The following is a 17011-nucleotide window of genomic DNA, read 5'->3' as shown; positions in this document are numbered from 1 at the left end:
TTTGTAAATGCTTAATAAAAAAACCGTTGAAGACCTGGATGTCAAGGGCAAAAAAATATTGGTAAGAGCAGATTTTAATGTGCCTATGGATAAGGAAGGCAATATAACTGATGATAGAAGGATCAGAGAAGCCCTGCCTACTATTAACTACTTAAAGAATAAGGGCGCCAAGGTTATACTTATGTCTCATTTAGGAAGGCCTAAAGGAAAGTTTAATCCTGAGTTTTCATTGAAACCGGTGGCAGAGAGATTGACAGTTCTGTTAGGGCAACAGGTTATATTTGCCGAAGATGTTATAGGAGAAGACGCAATAGGAAAATCATCGGCGCTAAAAGGCGGAGAGGTAATGCTCCTGGAAAATGTAAGGTTTCATGCCGAGGAAGAGAAGAATGATGCTGAGTTTGCCAAAAAACTTTCTTTGCTGGGAGAAGTGTATGTAAATGATGCTTTTGGCACTGCTCATAGAGCACATGCTTCTACAGCCGGCATTGCAGACTATCTGCCTTCTGCTGTAGGATTCCTGATCAAAAAAGAGCTGGAATGTATGGGCAAGGCCCTGTCAAACCCTGAGAGGCCTTTTATTGCCATACTTGGCGGTGCCAAGGTATCGGATAAGATTGGAGTAATAGAAAACCTGATCTATAAGGTTGATGCTTTGCTTATCGGAGGGGGAATGGCTTTCACATTTTTGAAGGCAAAGGGCTTTGAAGTCGGCAAATCCTTAATTGAAGAAGATAAGGTAGAATTGGCAGGAGAATTATTAAAGAAAGCAAAAGATAAAGGCATTAAGCTTTTGCTCCCCATAGATATTGTAGCTGCTTCTGAGTTCAAAGCAGACGCAGAATGCAAAACTGTAGAGGCTTCTTCAATTCCCAAGGATTATATGGGCTTGGATATAGGGGAAAATACCAGGAAAATGTTCAGTGAAACAATAGGAAATGCAAAGACAGTTGTATGGAATGGACCTATGGGTGTATTTGAAATGCCGGTTTTTGCAAAAGGCACCTATGCAGTTGCAGAAGCTATGTCAAAGGTCAAAGGCGCGACTATAATTGGCGGTGGGGACTCGGCTGCTGCCGTAGAGCAGCTGGGTTTTGCAGATAAGATGACCCATATTTCTACCGGCGGCGGTGCATCCTTAGAATTTCTCGAAGGTAAGGTTTTACCGGGCATAGATGTAATAAATGATAAATAAGTAACTTAGAGAAGTCTAATATACTCGTTAATGAGTTATTAGGCTTTTCTCATTTTTTCAAATTTCGATATTTTCGAATAATTATTCATAATAAATTATAATTTAGATAAGGAAAATGAAGTATAATTTGTAGTCATTGCACAAAGGTTATTGTAGTAAATTGTAGAATATTGATACAATGAGTTGCAATTTCGGCTGAAATTTATTAAACAAGGAGGCGTAGATATGATTTTAATTAAAAATGCAAGAATACTGGACAAAGATGGGAGTATGGATATACTCATAAACGATGAAGGAAGATATGAAGAGATATCCGATAAAATTGACGAAAGTAAACATTCCAACTGTCAGGTGATCGATGCCAAGGGTATGCTGGCAGCTCCTACATTTATCAATACTCACATGCATCTTGACAAGGTATATACGTCTGTTTCGGGAAGAGAAAGCGTAGAAGAAACCTTAGAGGAATCAATAAAAATCATGCATGACAGAAAAAGAAAGTATGTAGTAGAGGATGTCAAAAATAGGGCTGTGAGAGCTATAAAAGAATGTGTTGCATATGGCTGCACAAAGATAAGGACAAATGTAGACATCGATAATATGGCAAACCTTGTGGGATTAAAGGGTGTTGTGGCAGCCAAAGAGGAATGCAAGGATATTTGTGATATACAAATAGCTGCTTTTCCCCAGGAGGGCATATTCAATAATGCAGGAACAGAAAGGCTTATGTGGGAGGCAATGGAAAACGGTGCTGATGTTGTCGGAGGCATGCCTGCTGCAGAATGGTTGGATTCATATGCCAAGAAGCATGTAGACTTGGTATTTGAAATAGCCAAGAAGTATAATGCTCTTATTGATATGCATATGGATCAATCAAAGGATATGTTTGACAGGTCAATGGAATACACGGCAGTAAAATCCATGGAAGAAGGTATGCAAGGAAAAGTCACCGGAGGTCATTGCACTTCCATAGCATATCAAAACCAATCTCATGCTGCTAAAGTTATGGAAATTTTAAAAATTGCTGAGTTTAACGTATGCACCAATACACAAACATTAGCTATTATGGGTGTTGACAATGAGCCAAGAACAAGAGGCGTAACGAGAATCAGAGAGATGGTTGAAATGGGCATTAATGTAGCAACAGCCCAGGATACAATCTGTGACGGCTTCCATTTATACGGAACCGGTGATCCCTTAGATTACGGCTTGATATGTGCTTATACTGCTCAATATAATACTCCCAAAACTGCAAGAATAGTATTTGATATGTTGACCAAAAACTCGGCCAAAATTTTTGCGCCGGATGAAAAATACGGAATAGAAGTAGGAAATGTTGCCGATTTAAATATCATAGATGCTAGTAATGTGCAAGAAGCATTGAGACTCAGAGCTTCAAGGCCATATATAATTAAAAAAGGAAAAGTGATCGCAAAGTTTGAAAAAAAACAAACTTTGATATAGAATAAGATAAATATCATATATTCCTTCGTTCATGTTACCTTAAAATACACGAGCGAAGGAATTTTATTTTGCTTTTTTATTATATTGTTGATGGGATGCTTTAAATTTATTATAATAAGATTGTGCTAAGGAGGATTGGTTATAACCAAAAAAATATATGGAGTGATTGTATTGTGATAAGAAGAAAGCCTATAATAGCAGGTAATTGGAAGATGAATAATACAATGGAAGAAGCAGAAAAGTTAGTTGCGCATCTGCTTGGCCTGATCGAAAAAAGAGATAGGGAAGTGGTTATATGTCCTAGCTTTGTTTGCCTTTCAAGAACAGCTGAGCTATTAAAAGATCATGATGTTGCTTTAGGTGCACAAAACATGCATTATGAGGACAATGGTGCTTTTACAGGAGAGGTATCGCCTTTATTTTTAAAAGAGGTCGGAGTGACTTATGTTATATTGGGGCATTCTGAAAGAAGACATATTTTCGGAGAAAAGGATGACTTAATCAATAAAAAGGTGAAGGCGACTTTAAAGCATGATATGAATCCGATTGTATGCGTTGGCGAGACTCTGGAGGAAAGAGAGAGCAACGTAACATTTGAAATCATCAAGAATCAGGTATATGGAAGCTTGGCAGGTTTAGAAAAAGAAAAAATGGGAAAACTTGTAATAGCTTATGAGCCCGTCTGGGCTATTGGTACCGGCAAGACTGCGACCAAAGAAGACGCCAATGAAGTTATAGGTTACATAAGGAAGCTTCTGGCTGAAAAGTTCGGCAAAGAAGCGGGCGATAAAACAAGGATACTCTATGGAGGCAGCGTAAAACCGGCCAATATAAAAGAGCTCATGGATATGGAAGAAATAGACGGGGCTTTGGTAGGCGGAGCAAGCTTAAAAGCGGTCGAATTCTCGGAAATCGCAAATTATGATATTACTGAATAAACTATATTTTAATCTGTTCTGCTGACTGATAAAAGAGTGCATTGTGAAGGGGCTTAGAGTTTGTTAGCGAAGTATAGGAAAAGTTGCGTCAACTGTTTGAGCCAAAGCGAGTTTTGACGCAACCCTATGCAAGCTTACAAACTCTTAGCTTCGAAGCTCTGCAATCGTTATCAGTCAACAAAACAGAATTGTAAAGATAGTATTAAAAAGAGAGGGTGTTTCATTTGTCAGCTATTATTGACATATATGCAAGAGAAATATTGGATTCAAGAGGAAATCCTACTATAGAGGTTGAGGTAGAATTAGAAAGCGGAGCCTTTGGCCGAGCTGCTGTTCCTTCCGGTGCGTCTACGGGCGCTTTTGAAGCGGTGGAGCTAAGAGATGGAGACAAGAGCAGATATTTAGGCAAGGGAGTTTTAAATGCCGTAAGCAATGTCAATGATATCATTGCTCCGGAAATAATGGGAATGGAAGCTCTGAATCAGGTGGATCTGGACAATTTTCTGATAGAGCTTGATGGGACTCCCAACAAGGGAAAGCTGGGGGCCAATGCTATCCTCGGCGTCTCTCTGGCGATTGCCCATGCTGCGGCTGAAGAAGCAGGAATGCCGCTATATCAATATATAGGGGGAACGAATGCAAAAACGCTGCCGGTGCCTATGATGAACATACTAAACGGCGGCAAGCATGCAGACAACAATGTAGACATCCAGGAGTTTATGATAATGCCTGTAGGTGCAAAGAGCTTCAGGGCGGCGCTGAGGATGTGCGCAGAAATATTCCACAATCTTAGAGCAGTTCTTAAAGCAAAGGGCTATAACACATCTGTAGGTGATGAAGGAGGCTTTGCGCCAAACCTGACTTCAAATGAAGAAGCTTTGCAGGTCATTGTTGAAGCCATCAATAAATCAGGGTATAATCCCGGAGAAGATGTATACATTGCATTGGATTCTGCAGCAACGGAAATGTATAAAGAAGACGGTAATTACCATCTCGAAGGAGAAGGTGTCATAAAAAGCTCAGCGGAGATGGTAGAATACTATGAAGACCTGGTTAGCAGATATCCGATCATATCCATCGAAGACGGGTTATCCGAAGAGGATTGGGATGGCTGGAAGCTCATGACTGACAAACTTGGAAGCAAAATTCAAATAGTAGGAGATGACTTATTTGTAACCAATACTAAAAGGCTCGCCAAGGGTATAAAAATAGGAGTGGCAAATTCAATACTTATCAAGCTTAATCAGATCGGTACATTGACAGAGACATTGGATGCAATCCAAATGGCAAACAGGGCAGGGTATTCCGCTGTCGTATCTCATAGATCCGGCGAGACGGAGGATGTTACCATAGCAGACCTGGTTGTAGCTGTGAATGCAGGCCAAATAAAAACAGGAGCACCTTCCAGGACCGATAGGGTTGCAAAATATAATCAGCTGCTTAGAATTGAAGAAGGATTGGACACTATGGCAAAATATGCAGGAAAAGATGCATTCTTTAATCGTTAATGAATAATTTGTCCAAAAAATATTAATAATAGGGGGTAGAATTATCCCCCCTGTTATTGTATTTTACAATCCTTTATGTTAAAATTGTCTTTGTTAAACCCATATGATTGGAGGTGCAACGATGAGAACATTCTTAGTAATCATACAGTTTTTGGTTTGTTTAACGCTCATAATCAGCGTATTGCTCCAACCAGGTAAGAGTGCTGGATTATCAGGATCTATAGCCGGTGGTGCAGAGCAGCTTTTTGGAAAACAAAAAAGCAAGGGATATGAAGCTTTATTTGCTAAAGTCACTACTGTTTCCGCTGTATTGTTTATGGTTTTATCAGTGGTTTTAGTTATCGTTAAATAATGTAGCAAAATTAGGATATACTGATAATTTGCCTGGCTGATAGTCAGGTCAATTTATGTATAGAGCAAATTTTACTCATTCATTGAGGAAAAAGTTTTAGTACAGACAGATAAGAGGAGGTTAAGGGAAAATGGATTTAATGTTATTGGCTCCTATATCAGGAGTACTGGCATTAGTCTTTGCTTGGATTTTAGCCGCTGGAATAATGAAAAAAGATCCGGGCAATGACAGAATGAAAGAGATCATGGGTTACATCCATGAGGGTGCTATGGCATTCCTTTTTAGGGAATACAAGGTTCTCGCAATATTTATAGTAGTTTTGGCAGCAATAATCGGTATATTATTAAAAAGCTGGCTTACAGCAATCTGCTTTGTGGTAGGTGCACTTTTCTCAATTTTGGCCGGTTATTTCGGAATGCAGGTGGCAACTCAAGCTAACGCCAGAACGGCAAATGCTGCCCAGCATGGTCAAAATGAAGCTTTAGGAATAGCTTTCAAGGGCGGCGCCGTAATGGGAATGTGCGTTGTAGGTTTAGGTATACTTGGAGTTGGCGCATTATACATGATATTCAGAGACGTCAACATAGTAACAGGCTTTGGACTTGGTGCAAGCTCTATCGCTTTGTTTGCCCGTGTAGGCGGAGGCATATATACAAAGGCAGCAGATGTGGGAGCAGACTTAGTTGGTAAGGTAGAAGCAGGAATACCGGAAGATGACCCGAGAAACCCTGCTGTTATAGCGGATAACGTTGGTGACAACGTTGGTGACGTTGCAGGTATGGGTGCTGACCTTTTTGAATCCTATGTTGGTTCAATCATATCGGCTATCACACTGGGAGCAGTCTTCTACGCAGGAAAAGCAGAAGGTGTTTTATATCCCATGCTGCTTTCAGCAGTAGGCATCATAGCTTCCATTATTGGAAGCATGTTCGTAAGAACAGGCGAAAACGCTAACCCTCAGAGCGCGTTAAAGAATGGTACTTATGCAAGTTCAGTAATTGTATTGATTGCAGCATTTTTCTTGAGCAAATCCATGTTTGGAAGCTTAGGTGCTTTTGCAGCAGTAGCTTCCGGTGTGGTAGCCGGTGCAATCATCGGATTCTTAACAGAAGTTTATACATCCGGAGATTACAAATTTGTTAAGAGAATAGCACAGCAATCAGAGACAGGGCCTGCAACAACAATAATCAGCGGACTTGGCGTCGGTATGATGTCAACAGTTGCTCCAATACTTTTCATCGCCGCTGCAGTTATAGTTGCATACAGGTTTGATAATCTATATGGTATTGCTCTTGCAGCAGTAGGCATGCTTTCAACTACAGGCATGACAGTGGCAGTTGATGCATATGGTCCTATAGCTGATAATGCAGGTGGTATAGCAGAGATGGCGGAACTGCCGAAATCAGTAAGAGCTATAACTGATAAGCTTGATTCAGTCGGCAATACAACAGCTGCTATTGGAAAAGGCTTTGCAATAGGCTCTGCCGCATTGACAGCATTGGCCCTGTTTGCATCCTATTCACAGGCAGTTCAATTAGAAAAAATAGATATTATTGATCCGTATGTTATGGTAGGTTTATTCATTGGCGGTATGCTTCCTTTCCTATTTGGTGCTTTAACAATGGAAGCTGTCGGTAAAGCCGCTTATTCAATGATAGAAGAGGTTAGAAGACAGTTCAGAACCATACCGGGAATCATGGAAGGAACAGGCAAGCCTGAATATGCTAAATGTGTTGATATATCAACATCAGCAGCTTTGAAAGAAATGCTGATTCCTGGTCTTTTAGCTGTTGCTGCTCCTATTGCTACAGGTGTTATCTTGGGCAAAGGCGCTTTAGGAGGACTTCTAGCCGGAGCTTTGGTTACAGGGGTACTTTTGGCTATCATGATGTCAAATGCCGGAGGAGCTTGGGATAATGCAAAGAAATATATAGAATCCGGTGAACACGGCGGCAAAGGCAGCCAGGCTCACAAGGCAGCGGTAGTCGGCGATACAGTTGGAGATCCATTCAAGGATACTTCAGGTCCATCAATGAATATATTGATAAAGCTTATGACAATAGTTGCTTTGGTGTTTGCACCATTATTCCTATAATTAAACAAGTAGAAAGGAGATGCCGCCCGGCATCTCCTTTAATAATATTATTATGAGGTAAATTATGGTTATTAAAGTTCTTCTCATATACTTTCTAATAATTAATATAATAGGCTATACTATCATGGGATTTGATAAAAGCAAGTCCAGGCGGGATCGATGGCGAATAAGCGAAAAAAGTTTATTAACCATAGCTTTTTTAGGCGGCGCTTTGGGTATGCTGTTAGGAATGAAAACCTTTCATCATAAGACTAAGAAACGTAAGTTTCAAATTGGCATACCTATTTTGTTGATTTTAAACTTTGCTGTTTATATATATCTATATACTAAGGCCTCCTAAAGCCACAGAGAACGGTGCCATAAAAACTAGGACACAATATCTAGTAAATTATAATATTTAGAGCTATGGAAATAAATACATTTTTGTATAGTATTTATGGAGGAATTAGTAAAATTATGTAGAACCTCTAATAAGGTTGTCTATTTATTTACTTTTGGAGGTGTCGTTTTGAACTTATATATTATTGTAATTATTCTAGAAGCTATAGCAATTCTTTTATTAGCCATCTACAAATTTGGAAGAAAATCCAAGAATACTGATGAATGTACCAATGCCTTGCAGGAAATATTGGATGGCAACTACTCATATAAGATAAAAAATAAAGGCAGAATACAAGAAGTATATAATAATATCACATCCATGCTTTTGGATTGGATAAGCAATATCTTAAAGGCATTGCTTTATATAGACAATGATGTATCCAGAATTTCGACCTCCTGCAGCAGGTCAGAGGAAAGGATGACATCGATCAGACAAAGAATAGTAGATTTAAATGCAAAAGCTAAAAGTGTATATGAAAAGCTTCTGGAAGCTGCCGGCGCATCTCAGCAGATATCTGCCAGCGAATCGGACATGGCATCTGCCTCTGAAAGCACTCTTGCAGACCTAAAAAATATGGAGAAATCCGTCATCGATGGCAAGACCAATACAGAGGAATCATTAAAAATATTGGAAGTTATGAGCGGAGCTATGAGCAGCCTTATAGGAGAAGTGGAGGAATTGGCAAGGGTCACGGATAAGGCCCAGGCAATGGCTCATTTTGTTGAAGACCTGTCAGGAAGCATTAATTTGCTGGCTTTAAATGCATCTATTGAGGCAGCAAGGGCAGGGGAAAACGGAAGAGGCTTTGCCGTTGTGGCAAATGAGGTAAGAAGGCTTGCAGAAGAAAGCTCCAATTCTGCTAAGAATATAAAAGAGCAGATGGATGAAATCAAAGCCAAGGCAAACACTACAATGGGAAGCATAGATAAACTATCAGAAATGAGTTCCCAGAGCAAGAACTCTGCAAGCTACATTAAAAATTATATGAATGAAATAGATAGTTTTATATCCCATATAATGTCGGTATTCATTGATTTTTCCGGAAAAATCAATGAACAGGCCTCTGCTACCCAGCAGATTGCTTCTGCTAATGAGAGCCTATCCGAATTCTTCGGGGAATTTATTGAATCCGTAAGCTCCATAGAAAACGATATCAATGAGCAGAATGAGCTGGAGCATAACAATATGACCATTTGCAATGATTTAAGAGTGGTTGCAAATAACTCCAGGATATTTATGAACAAATTTGAAAACATATTGGGAAAGAAGCTTATAGCCTGCTGTCATGAATTGGCTGATAAGCTAAAAGAATCAGAGACTAATAATAATATTCTCAGCGAATATGCTCAAAAAACAGGAATAACTGCTTTGGCAGTGACAGATGAAGATGGGGTGGTAAGATATTGCAATCAAAACAGCAATATCGGCTTTAGATTCTCCGATGATGTTACTACGCAAGCCGGTGAATTCAGAAAGATACTTAAGGACCCATCTTTGGAAGTGGTACAAAACTTTAAGATTAGAAATATAGATAGCAAATATTTCAAATACGTTGGTATAGCGCGTAAAGATAAAAAAGGAATTATCCAAGCTGGACTCAGCGTAGATGATATAATAAGATTGAATAAATAAATGGAGAAAATGCAGTATACTATATGTATATTGCATTTTTACGTATGACGGAATTTTGAAAATGTTTTTTAAGAATTGATTGTGGGAATATTATTCGTATATATAATTTCAATAATAATAGGAGGAGAATTATGGAGCTTTTAGATAGGATACTGGAATATATGAGAGAGGAAGCCTATAATCCCATGCTTATCTCTGAATTGGCAGGGGCTTTGAAAGTTGATGAGGAAGCCATGAGTGAGCTGGAAGAGACTTTAAAATATATGGAGTCTGATGGGTATATCATTAAAACAAGAAAAAAAAGATATGGTTTGCCCGAGAGGATGAATCTTATTGTGGGAAGGCTCCAAGGCAGCCAGAAAGGCTTTGGATTTTTAATACCCGATAATCCTGATATAAGAGACCTTTATATCCCTGTGGAAAACCTTAACGGAGCAATGCATAATGATAGGGTGATAGCAAGGATAACCAAGGGAAGCATTGGAACCATGAAAAGCGAAGGCGAGATAATCCGAATATTAAAAAGAGCAAATGAGCAAATAGTCGGGACTTTTGAGAGCAACAAGAGATTCGGCTTTGTGGTGCCTGATGATGCAAGGATATACCAGGATATATTCATATCAAGGGAAGACTTCGAAGGAGCCAAGGACGGTTATAAGGTCGTAGTTCAAATAACTCGCTGGCCGGAGGGCAGAAGAAATCCTGAAGGAAAGATAATTGAGATATTGGGGCATAGAGACGATGCAGGCACGGACATATTATCCATTATTCGCGGTCATAATTTGCCTGAAGAATTCCCGGCAGATGTAGAGGTCCAAGCCAGCCGAATCCCTGAGGAGGTAAGGAGCGAAGCTTTAAGCAGCAGGAAAGACCTGAGGAATAGAAAGATTGCAACCATTGATGGAGAAGATGCCAAGGATCTGGATGATGCAGTATCGCTGGAAGTGCTGCCTAATGGAAACTATTTCTTAGGAGTCCATATAGCAGATGTCAGTCAATATGTATTCGAAGGCAGCCCATTAGACAATGAAGCTTTAAAACGCGGCACCAGCGTTTATCTGGTAGATAGAGTCATACCTATGCTTCCGAAAAAGCTTTCAAACGGAATATGCAGCTTGAATCCCAAAGTTGACAGGCTGACTTTGAGCTGTGACATGGAAATAGATAACAAGGGGAATGTAGTCAAATATGATATATATGAAAGCATTATCAGAACCTCAGAAAGAATGACCTATAAGAATGTCAATAAGATTCTCGAGGATGAAGATGAAGAGCTAAAGGCAAGATATAAGGAGTTTATTGATACATTCAAAAATATGGAACAGCTCATGAACATACTGCGGAAGAAAAGAAGGATAAGAGGCAGCATAGACTTTGATTTTGAAGAATCTAAAATAATACTTGATGACAAGGGAAAGCCTGTGGATATAAGGCCCTATGAAAGAGGAGTATCTGAAAGGATAATTGAAGAATTTATGATAGTATGCAACGAAACCATTGCGGAGCATATGTATTGGAAGGAGATGCCCTTTGTTTACAGGGTCCACGAAGATCCGGACCCGGAAAAGATAATGGTATTGAATGTGTTAATCCATAATTTTGGGTATAGCATCAAAGGAGCAGATGAAATACATCCGAAGGCGCTTCAGCAGGTTTTAGATAAGGTGGCAGGCAAGAAAGAGGAGAGACTCATCAATACGCTGCTGCTCAGATCCTTAAGAAAGGCAAGATATGACGGCGGCAGTCTGGGCCACTTTGGCCTGGCGTCAAAATATTACTGCCACTTTACTTCACCTATAAGGAGATACCCGGACCTTATGATCCACAGAATAATAAAAGAGGATATACATCGTAAGCTTACACCGGGCAGGATAAGAGAATTGAAAGAAATGATACCCGGTATCGCTGAGCAATCTTCTATCAGAGAAAGAGCCGCAGAAGAAGCCGAAAGAGAAGTGGAGGATCTGAAGAAGGCTGAATATATGAAGGATAGAATCGGTGAAGAATATGAAGGAATAATATCCAGCGTGACTTCCTTTGGAATGTATGTGGAATTAGAGAATACCATAGAGGGTTTGGTGCATGTGAGCAATATGGAGGATGACTATTATATTTTTGATGAAACAAGCCATGTTATGATCGGAGAAAGAAAGCGTAAAATTTACAGGATAGGCGATATGGTAAGGATAAGAGTGCTTTCTGTAGATATGGCAAGTCACAAGGTGGACTTCGTGCTGGCAGAATGTTGAAGAATATTACATTGTCATAACATTGATTTTGTGCTAAACTTAATTAGTTGACAATTAAAGCTGTGGTCTATATAATAGATTTACAGTTTGATTCGGGTGGTAATAATATGGGAAAAGACAATGTGAAGGTTTTAGCACAAAACAAAAAAGCGAGACATGACTACTTTATAGAAGAAACCTATGAAGCGGGCCTGGAGCTTTTTGGAACCGAGGTTAAGTCAATAAGACTTGGCAAGGTGAATTTGAAGGACAGCTATGCAGCCATTGAAAAAGGCGAAGCATTTGTCTATAATATGCATGTAAGCCCATATGAAAAAGGAAATATCTTTAACAAGGACCCGATGAGAACCAGAAGGCTATTGCTCAACAGATATGAGATCAACAAACTAATAGGTTATATTCAGCAAAAAGGATATACCCTTGTACCTCTGAGCATTTACCTGAAAGGAAGCCTTGTTAAGTTAGAGCTGGCAGTAGCAAAAGGCAAGCAGCTTCATGATAAGCGCCAGGCGATAGCGGAAAGGGATGCCAAAAGGGAAGTGGAAAGGGAATTCAGAGGCAAGGAATATTGATTAATGGGGGCGTAATGGCTTCGACGGGGGTATCGAGGGCTGAGATAGCGAGCCGTGATTCCGGCAACCACGTTAAAAGCTGGAAAACTTAAATATAAACGCAGAAGATAATTTTGCATTAGCAGCCTAGTGCTGCTCGTTCAACCTGTAGTTCCCGCACTATAGGATTGGGCGTCATTTAGCGGGGTACGTCACTGCCAAAGCTTTGAGGCAGCTGACGAATTATGAAGCTACTGAAGCTGTAAGCCTGTCAGCGGGCGTACAGTAGAGGGAATGTCAAATCACTGGCTGCGCTCGGAGAAGTTTCAGTTTGAGGACTTTCGGACAGGGGTTCGATTCATATGAGTCGCCTTGCAGTGTGAACTGCAAGTGATAATCCGGCTTTATCGGTGAAACCGTAACGTAAAGACGATGGCAATACCGAGGGGTATGTGGAGCAATCCAACAGCCCTGTATCGACTTATAGGCATCCTAACGGAGGATGTACTAGGATAAAAGCTTTGAGTTATAATATAGCTTTTATAATACGCCGGAGGACTTCGTAAGAAGTTCAAGATATAGTCAGCACCATTGGAGACAATGGATAAGGCGTCCCCTCGCCTCCACCAAAAAACAATAAAGATTTACATAAAAAAAGACTGCATGCAGTCTTTTTTTTATACCGATATGAATTTCTCATATAAATCTTCTTTTGCTTTTAATTGCTCTTTTGAATATCTACCGTTTCTAGGAGTAAGTTTCTTATATTCATTTAGTATAAGATGGGCTCGAATTCTTTTTTGTTCTATTATTAAATATGGTTTAATTAATTCTAAAAGCGAAATAGCTTCATTATATCTAGTAATGTAGGTAAAGGAGTCTTTATGTGCATCTGGATTATAATTCTTTTTAGTTATAATCCTACCTAAGCCTGTTTTTTGCTTGATCCATAAAAGAAGTTCATAAGAATTAGATGATATGGTAACACATGGAGCAGGATGCTGATTCCTATGAAACCTTGTAAGCATAATACTTCCCTCACCATCAATTATACCAGCTATATAAGCTCTTTCTTGAACTTCCATTGATTTATCTCTCCTTTTATACAAACATATGTTCTACTTTATTTTAACATATATATAATTGAATTGAAAGAAAAGCTTATGACGCGGTCACGGTAAAAGCATGAACCCATACCTTTCCAAAACACTTACAAAAGGACTTTTAAAGAAATCCACTACATGATAATAATTTTGATTGTTCAGTTCATTCAGGGCTAAAATCCCTTAAATGCTTTAATATGTCGGAATAATCGCTTACACGATCCCCTTTCTCTCCCATGGATTTATATTAATTCAGCCAGGTATTCCTGCATAAGGCGACACTCAGTATCATGTAATATCTGTTTATAGTTACTTAAGATTTATTGATAGTACATAATCAATGTAGTCTGTATTCAGTGAGCATGTAAGTCTTTTACAACGCAGACTTCTATTAGAATATTTATCCTACCATATTTAATGCAAGCTTCTTCAGTAATGCAGGGTTTTGTAGCGCACAGCCTTTTCTTGTTCTATTTTCATCTTCTCTGAAAGTTACATCTAAGCTCCGATGCATACTTTCAATACCCCAGTGTAGTCTAACACCCTTTATATAATCTGATGCTGTATATGATACGCCCTTTCTTCCGTTTTGATTCCATCTCTCTCGCACCTGCGAATTACCATGCCTATACCATTAAGCTTTCTCCAATTATATTAGGGGGCTAAATAGATGATAGTAACGTCACTTGGGATACCTATTTCTGCAATTTCCTTTCTGAGGTCACGTTCGACAGCAAGAAACAGGCAGACAGCGTAAATTACGATTTAGCAACTATGGATGTTAATTGTACTGAGCGATTTTCGCTTCGACTTCCTGAATGATATTGTCAAGCACCGCTTGGTCTTGGGCGAGCTGCATATAGCGACTGTCCTGGATTGCGTATTGCGCCAAGTCCAGGAGGCACAGCGTTTTGCCGTTTGCACTGTAAGTCGAATTCACATCGTTATTCATTGGCATGAACATCCCTTTATCGCCTATATCCAATCTGAAACCTCCCCATATACTGTCAACAGAATATGCCGGAGCAGTGATAAGAACGGTGACAATATCACCGGGCTTAGCGTCGCCTCGAAGCGTTTTTTCCACCTCTATATTGTAAATCGTCCATGTGCTGTCATATTGCCAGCCGCCGAAGTCAACGTCAACAAACTTATAGTCTTTGACCGTTCCGGCAAACGCCGCGACTGGATGACCAAATTGTGTATTCGCGTATAACTGTTCTTCGGTAAGCTCTACGAGTTCTCCATTGAGGGGTTCGCCTTCGGGCAATTTATCTGTATAGCTAACCTTAATGCCTTTGTCGGAGTTGGAAAGCATGAAGTCACCGCTACCAGTATTGTTGAGGAACGGAATAGATATAGCTACGGCAACCACCAAACAGGCGGCGACGGGCGCGAGCCGTTTCCAGCTAAATGTTTTTTTCATATCGAACACCTTTTTCGAGGATGATTCCTCAGAAAGATAACGCTCGAAAGTCTTGTTCAGAATACGTTCCTTCGCCGCTTCGCTCGGAGCGATCTTGTGGAACGATTCTATGACATGCTTATTCTTCATTGAAATCATCACCTAACCTTTCTTTGAGGATTTTTCTTGCTTCGTGAAGGTTTTCCAACCATCTTCGAAATCTCTACGCAAGAGTATCCTTCGAAATAGAAAAGGTAAATCACCGTTTTGTACTTGTCAGGCAAGCCGCAAATGGCTTCCATGATGGAGTCTGTTTCGACGGATTGTTATGCTTTGAGTGTTTCAGAGTGGTCTTCAAGATTTTCGTTTTTGCGCCACCAGTGCTTCAGGAGGTTCTTGCACACATTCGTAGCTGTCCTAATGAGCCACGACTTTTCGTGTTCTTCGCTTTCAAAAGCCGATCCCGATTTCATAAGATTGAGAAATGTTTCCGAAACCGCGTCTTCCGTATCGGCGGGATTTTTCATGTAGGTGAAGCACACCCAATACACTGTGTTTACGTGTCTGCGATAAATCTCCGCAACCTCATTGTTCGTACGCAACAATGATTTTGCCATTCGTTTGCCTCCCTTCACTCATAATACAATCGACGACCTCGGATCGTTGGCGATTTCAAAATAATTTTTTGTATAACAATGGCTAGTCCGTTTTTGAAGTCGCCACGCGTAATTTTTTCGTTATTTTGCCTAAATATGTAGTTTTATATAAATGCCATTTTTCAAAATGGAATATCAAAATCCTCGTCTGTTATCTCAACAAAGTCATCAATCGTAGTCTGTACCGGTTCAAATGGAAACTTAACGATTTCCGGCCCGGGCAGTTGGCCGCACCGGTCGGGTACAATAGGTGTACACAAAACGGCTTTTCGTCCACCCAGGGTCAGCGGTGGACGAAGTTTTATCAAGTGATAGCTTTTACTCCAAAAAACAATATAGATTTACATAAAAACAGACTGAATGCAGCCTGTTTTTTATAGTATAATATAAATTGGACTTCTTGTTAGTTATATGACGAGAAGCAGCCGATAAACAGGAATTTAATGAGGTGTGGTATTATGGTTAAAAGAGCTCTGAAATCTGCAATAGGAGTAAGTATAGGTACAACAATTGGCGGTGTTGTTTTACCTCGAATTCTATTTTCCGAGCTTTATAACAATACATATCCGCCCATATTAGAACAGACGCTGCTGTATTTCATCATTTCTTATGTTGTTTGCTTTTTTGTTGCTCTTTTAATCGAATGGATAAAGAATAAAATGAGAATCGGAAGATAAATTCCAATATTTATAGATTATAAAAGCTCTTTAAAGGGAGGCGATTGACATGCGTAGATTATCGCAAGAGGAATTTAAAGAGATATTAAAGAATAGAAAACCAAAAGAAAGACTGGTTCTAAAAGAGATAGAACTTTTTGATATGGATTTTACAAACTGGGATTTATCTAACATTGATTTCTCTTTGAGTGCATTTCATCGAATCAGATTTGATGGGGCAAATTTAGAGCGCAGCAGTGTTTTTAACGCGTTGTTTGATGAATGTACTTTGCGTAAGACGAATCTTCGACAGGCAAATTTAGAATGTGCGGCTCTTCGTTATGCAGATATGACAGGCTGCAATATTGAAGGTGCAAATTTGTATTCCGCGGTATTGGAGTATGCTAAACTGGATGGTATTATATCTGATGAGAATACAAAATGGTTTCGTCTACGTTGTCCTGAGAAGGGAGCTTTCATTGGATATAAGAAGTGCCTTAATGACCGTTTGGTACAACTTCTAATACCGGCAGATGCAAAGCGAACTTCGGCTACGTTGCCTTCTTGCCGCTGCAATAAGGCAAAGGTTCTGACCATCAAAAGTTTCGACTATAAGGAAAATTACATGGAAGCCTGGTCTTTGGTAGATGAGAATTTTGTTTACCGTGTGGGTGAGTGGGTAGAAGTAAAAGATTTCGATGAAGACCGGTGGATGGATTCTACTAGGGGTATTCATTTTTGGATGACGAGAGAAGAAGCAAAGAGTTATTAAGAGCAAAAAGATACAGCCGTATCATTCCATATATGCGACTTTTTTATAATTAT

The 17011-nt window shown here is 39.7% G+C and carries 17 protein-coding genes and 1 other RNA gene; 13 read left to right on the top strand and 5 right to left on the bottom strand.

The genetic code is table 11. The features are described 5' to 3' along the window. Positions 1–7 precede the first annotated feature (7 nt). The 11 genes from LJD61_RS02070 to ssrA all read left to right on the top strand — a co-directional run bounded on the left by LJD61_RS02070 (position 8) and on the right by ssrA (position 12727). Complete coding sequence (locus tag LJD61_RS02070; RefSeq protein ID WP_255225821.1) at positions 8–1195, top strand: phosphoglycerate kinase; 1188 nt, start codon at positions 8–10, stop codon at positions 1193–1195. A gap of 225 nt (positions 1196–1420) precedes the next feature. After that, complete coding sequence (locus LJD61_RS02065; protein ID WP_255225820.1) at positions 1421–2659, top strand: amidohydrolase family protein; 1239 nt, start codon at positions 1421–1423, stop codon at positions 2657–2659. Between the two features lie 176 nt (positions 2660–2835). After that, positions 2836–3597, top strand: coding sequence for a triose-phosphate isomerase (gene tpiA / locus LJD61_RS02060; protein ID WP_255226013.1), 762 nt, complete (start codon positions 2836–2838; stop codon positions 3595–3597). Positions 3598–3821: 224 nt separating this feature from the next. Then, on the top strand, positions 3822–5105 hold the full coding sequence (gene eno, locus LJD61_RS02055; RefSeq protein WP_255225819.1) for a phosphopyruvate hydratase: 1284 nt from the start codon (positions 3822–3824) through the stop codon (positions 5103–5105). Positions 5106–5226: 121 nt separating this feature from the next. Beyond that, complete coding sequence (gene secG, locus LJD61_RS02050) at positions 5227–5457, top strand: preprotein translocase subunit SecG (RefSeq protein ID WP_255225818.1); 231 nt, start codon at positions 5227–5229, stop codon at positions 5455–5457. 130 nt (positions 5458–5587) lie between these two features. Then, positions 5588–7552: a sodium-translocating pyrophosphatase gene (locus LJD61_RS02045; protein WP_255225817.1), complete on the top strand. Its 1965-nt coding sequence runs from the start codon at positions 5588–5590 to the stop codon at positions 7550–7552. Positions 7553–7616: 64 nt separating this feature from the next. After that, positions 7617–7892, top strand: a complete 276-nt coding sequence (locus tag LJD61_RS02040; RefSeq protein WP_255225816.1) for a DUF1294 domain-containing protein — start codon at positions 7617–7619, stop codon at positions 7890–7892. 168 nt (positions 7893–8060) lie between these two features. Continuing rightward, complete coding sequence (locus LJD61_RS02035) at positions 8061–9566, top strand: methyl-accepting chemotaxis protein (protein WP_255225815.1); 1506 nt, start codon at positions 8061–8063, stop codon at positions 9564–9566. Positions 9567–9697: 131 nt separating this feature from the next. Further along, positions 9698–11815: a ribonuclease R gene (gene rnr, locus LJD61_RS02030; protein ID WP_255225814.1), complete on the top strand. Its 2118-nt coding sequence runs from the start codon at positions 9698–9700 to the stop codon at positions 11813–11815. A gap of 107 nt (positions 11816–11922) precedes the next feature. Then, complete coding sequence (gene smpB / locus LJD61_RS02025) at positions 11923–12387, top strand: SsrA-binding protein SmpB (RefSeq protein WP_255225813.1); 465 nt, start codon at positions 11923–11925, stop codon at positions 12385–12387. 13 nt (positions 12388–12400) lie between these two features. Beyond that, positions 12401–12727, top strand: a transfer-messenger RNA (tmRNA) gene (gene ssrA, locus LJD61_RS02020). Between the two features lie 316 nt (positions 12728–13043). Here the strand turns inward: ssrA and LJD61_RS02015 are convergent. The 5 genes from LJD61_RS02015 to LJD61_RS02000 form a co-directional block, all read right to left on the bottom strand. Beyond that, positions 13044–13451: a hypothetical protein gene (locus LJD61_RS02015; protein ID WP_255225812.1), complete on the bottom strand. Its 408-nt coding sequence runs from the start codon at positions 13449–13451 to the stop codon at positions 13044–13046. A 799-nt stretch (positions 13452–14250) separates the two neighbouring features. Next, positions 14251–15024, bottom strand: a complete 774-nt coding sequence (locus tag LJD61_RS02010) for a hypothetical protein (protein ID WP_255225811.1) — start codon at positions 15022–15024, stop codon at positions 14251–14253. Between the two features lie 8 nt (positions 15025–15032). After that, on the bottom strand, positions 15033–15176 hold the full coding sequence (locus tag LJD61_RS20650) for a sigma factor-like helix-turn-helix DNA-binding protein (RefSeq protein WP_408614586.1): 144 nt from the start codon (positions 15174–15176) through the stop codon (positions 15033–15035). Between the two features lie 24 nt (positions 15177–15200). Beyond that, on the bottom strand, positions 15201–15491 hold the full coding sequence (locus LJD61_RS02005; RefSeq protein WP_255225810.1) for an RNA polymerase sigma factor: 291 nt from the start codon (positions 15489–15491) through the stop codon (positions 15201–15203). Positions 15492–15652: 161 nt separating this feature from the next. Next, entirely contained in the window at positions 15653–15790 is a 138-nt protein-coding gene (locus LJD61_RS02000) for a hypothetical protein (RefSeq protein WP_255225809.1), read from the bottom strand. A gap of 198 nt (positions 15791–15988) precedes the next feature. On the opposite strand from LJD61_RS02000, the gene LJD61_RS01995 reads away from it, so the two are divergent. Both LJD61_RS01995 and LJD61_RS01990 read left to right on the top strand, forming a co-directional pair. Further along, the gene (locus tag LJD61_RS01995; RefSeq protein ID WP_255225808.1) at positions 15989–16207 is read left to right on the top strand and encodes a hypothetical protein; all 219 of its coding nucleotides are present in this window, start codon (positions 15989–15991) and stop codon (positions 16205–16207) included. A gap of 49 nt (positions 16208–16256) precedes the next feature. Next, positions 16257–16958, top strand: coding sequence for a pentapeptide repeat-containing protein (locus tag LJD61_RS01990; RefSeq protein ID WP_255225807.1), 702 nt, complete (start codon positions 16257–16259; stop codon positions 16956–16958). The last annotated feature ends 53 nt before the right edge of the window (positions 16959–17011 follow it).

This window comes from Lutispora saccharofermentans (genome assembly GCF_024363565.1).
Taxonomy (GTDB): domain Bacteria; phylum Bacillota; class Clostridia; order Lutisporales; family Lutisporaceae; genus Lutispora; species Lutispora saccharofermentans.
This window is presented reverse-complemented; position numbering and strand designations above follow the sequence as displayed.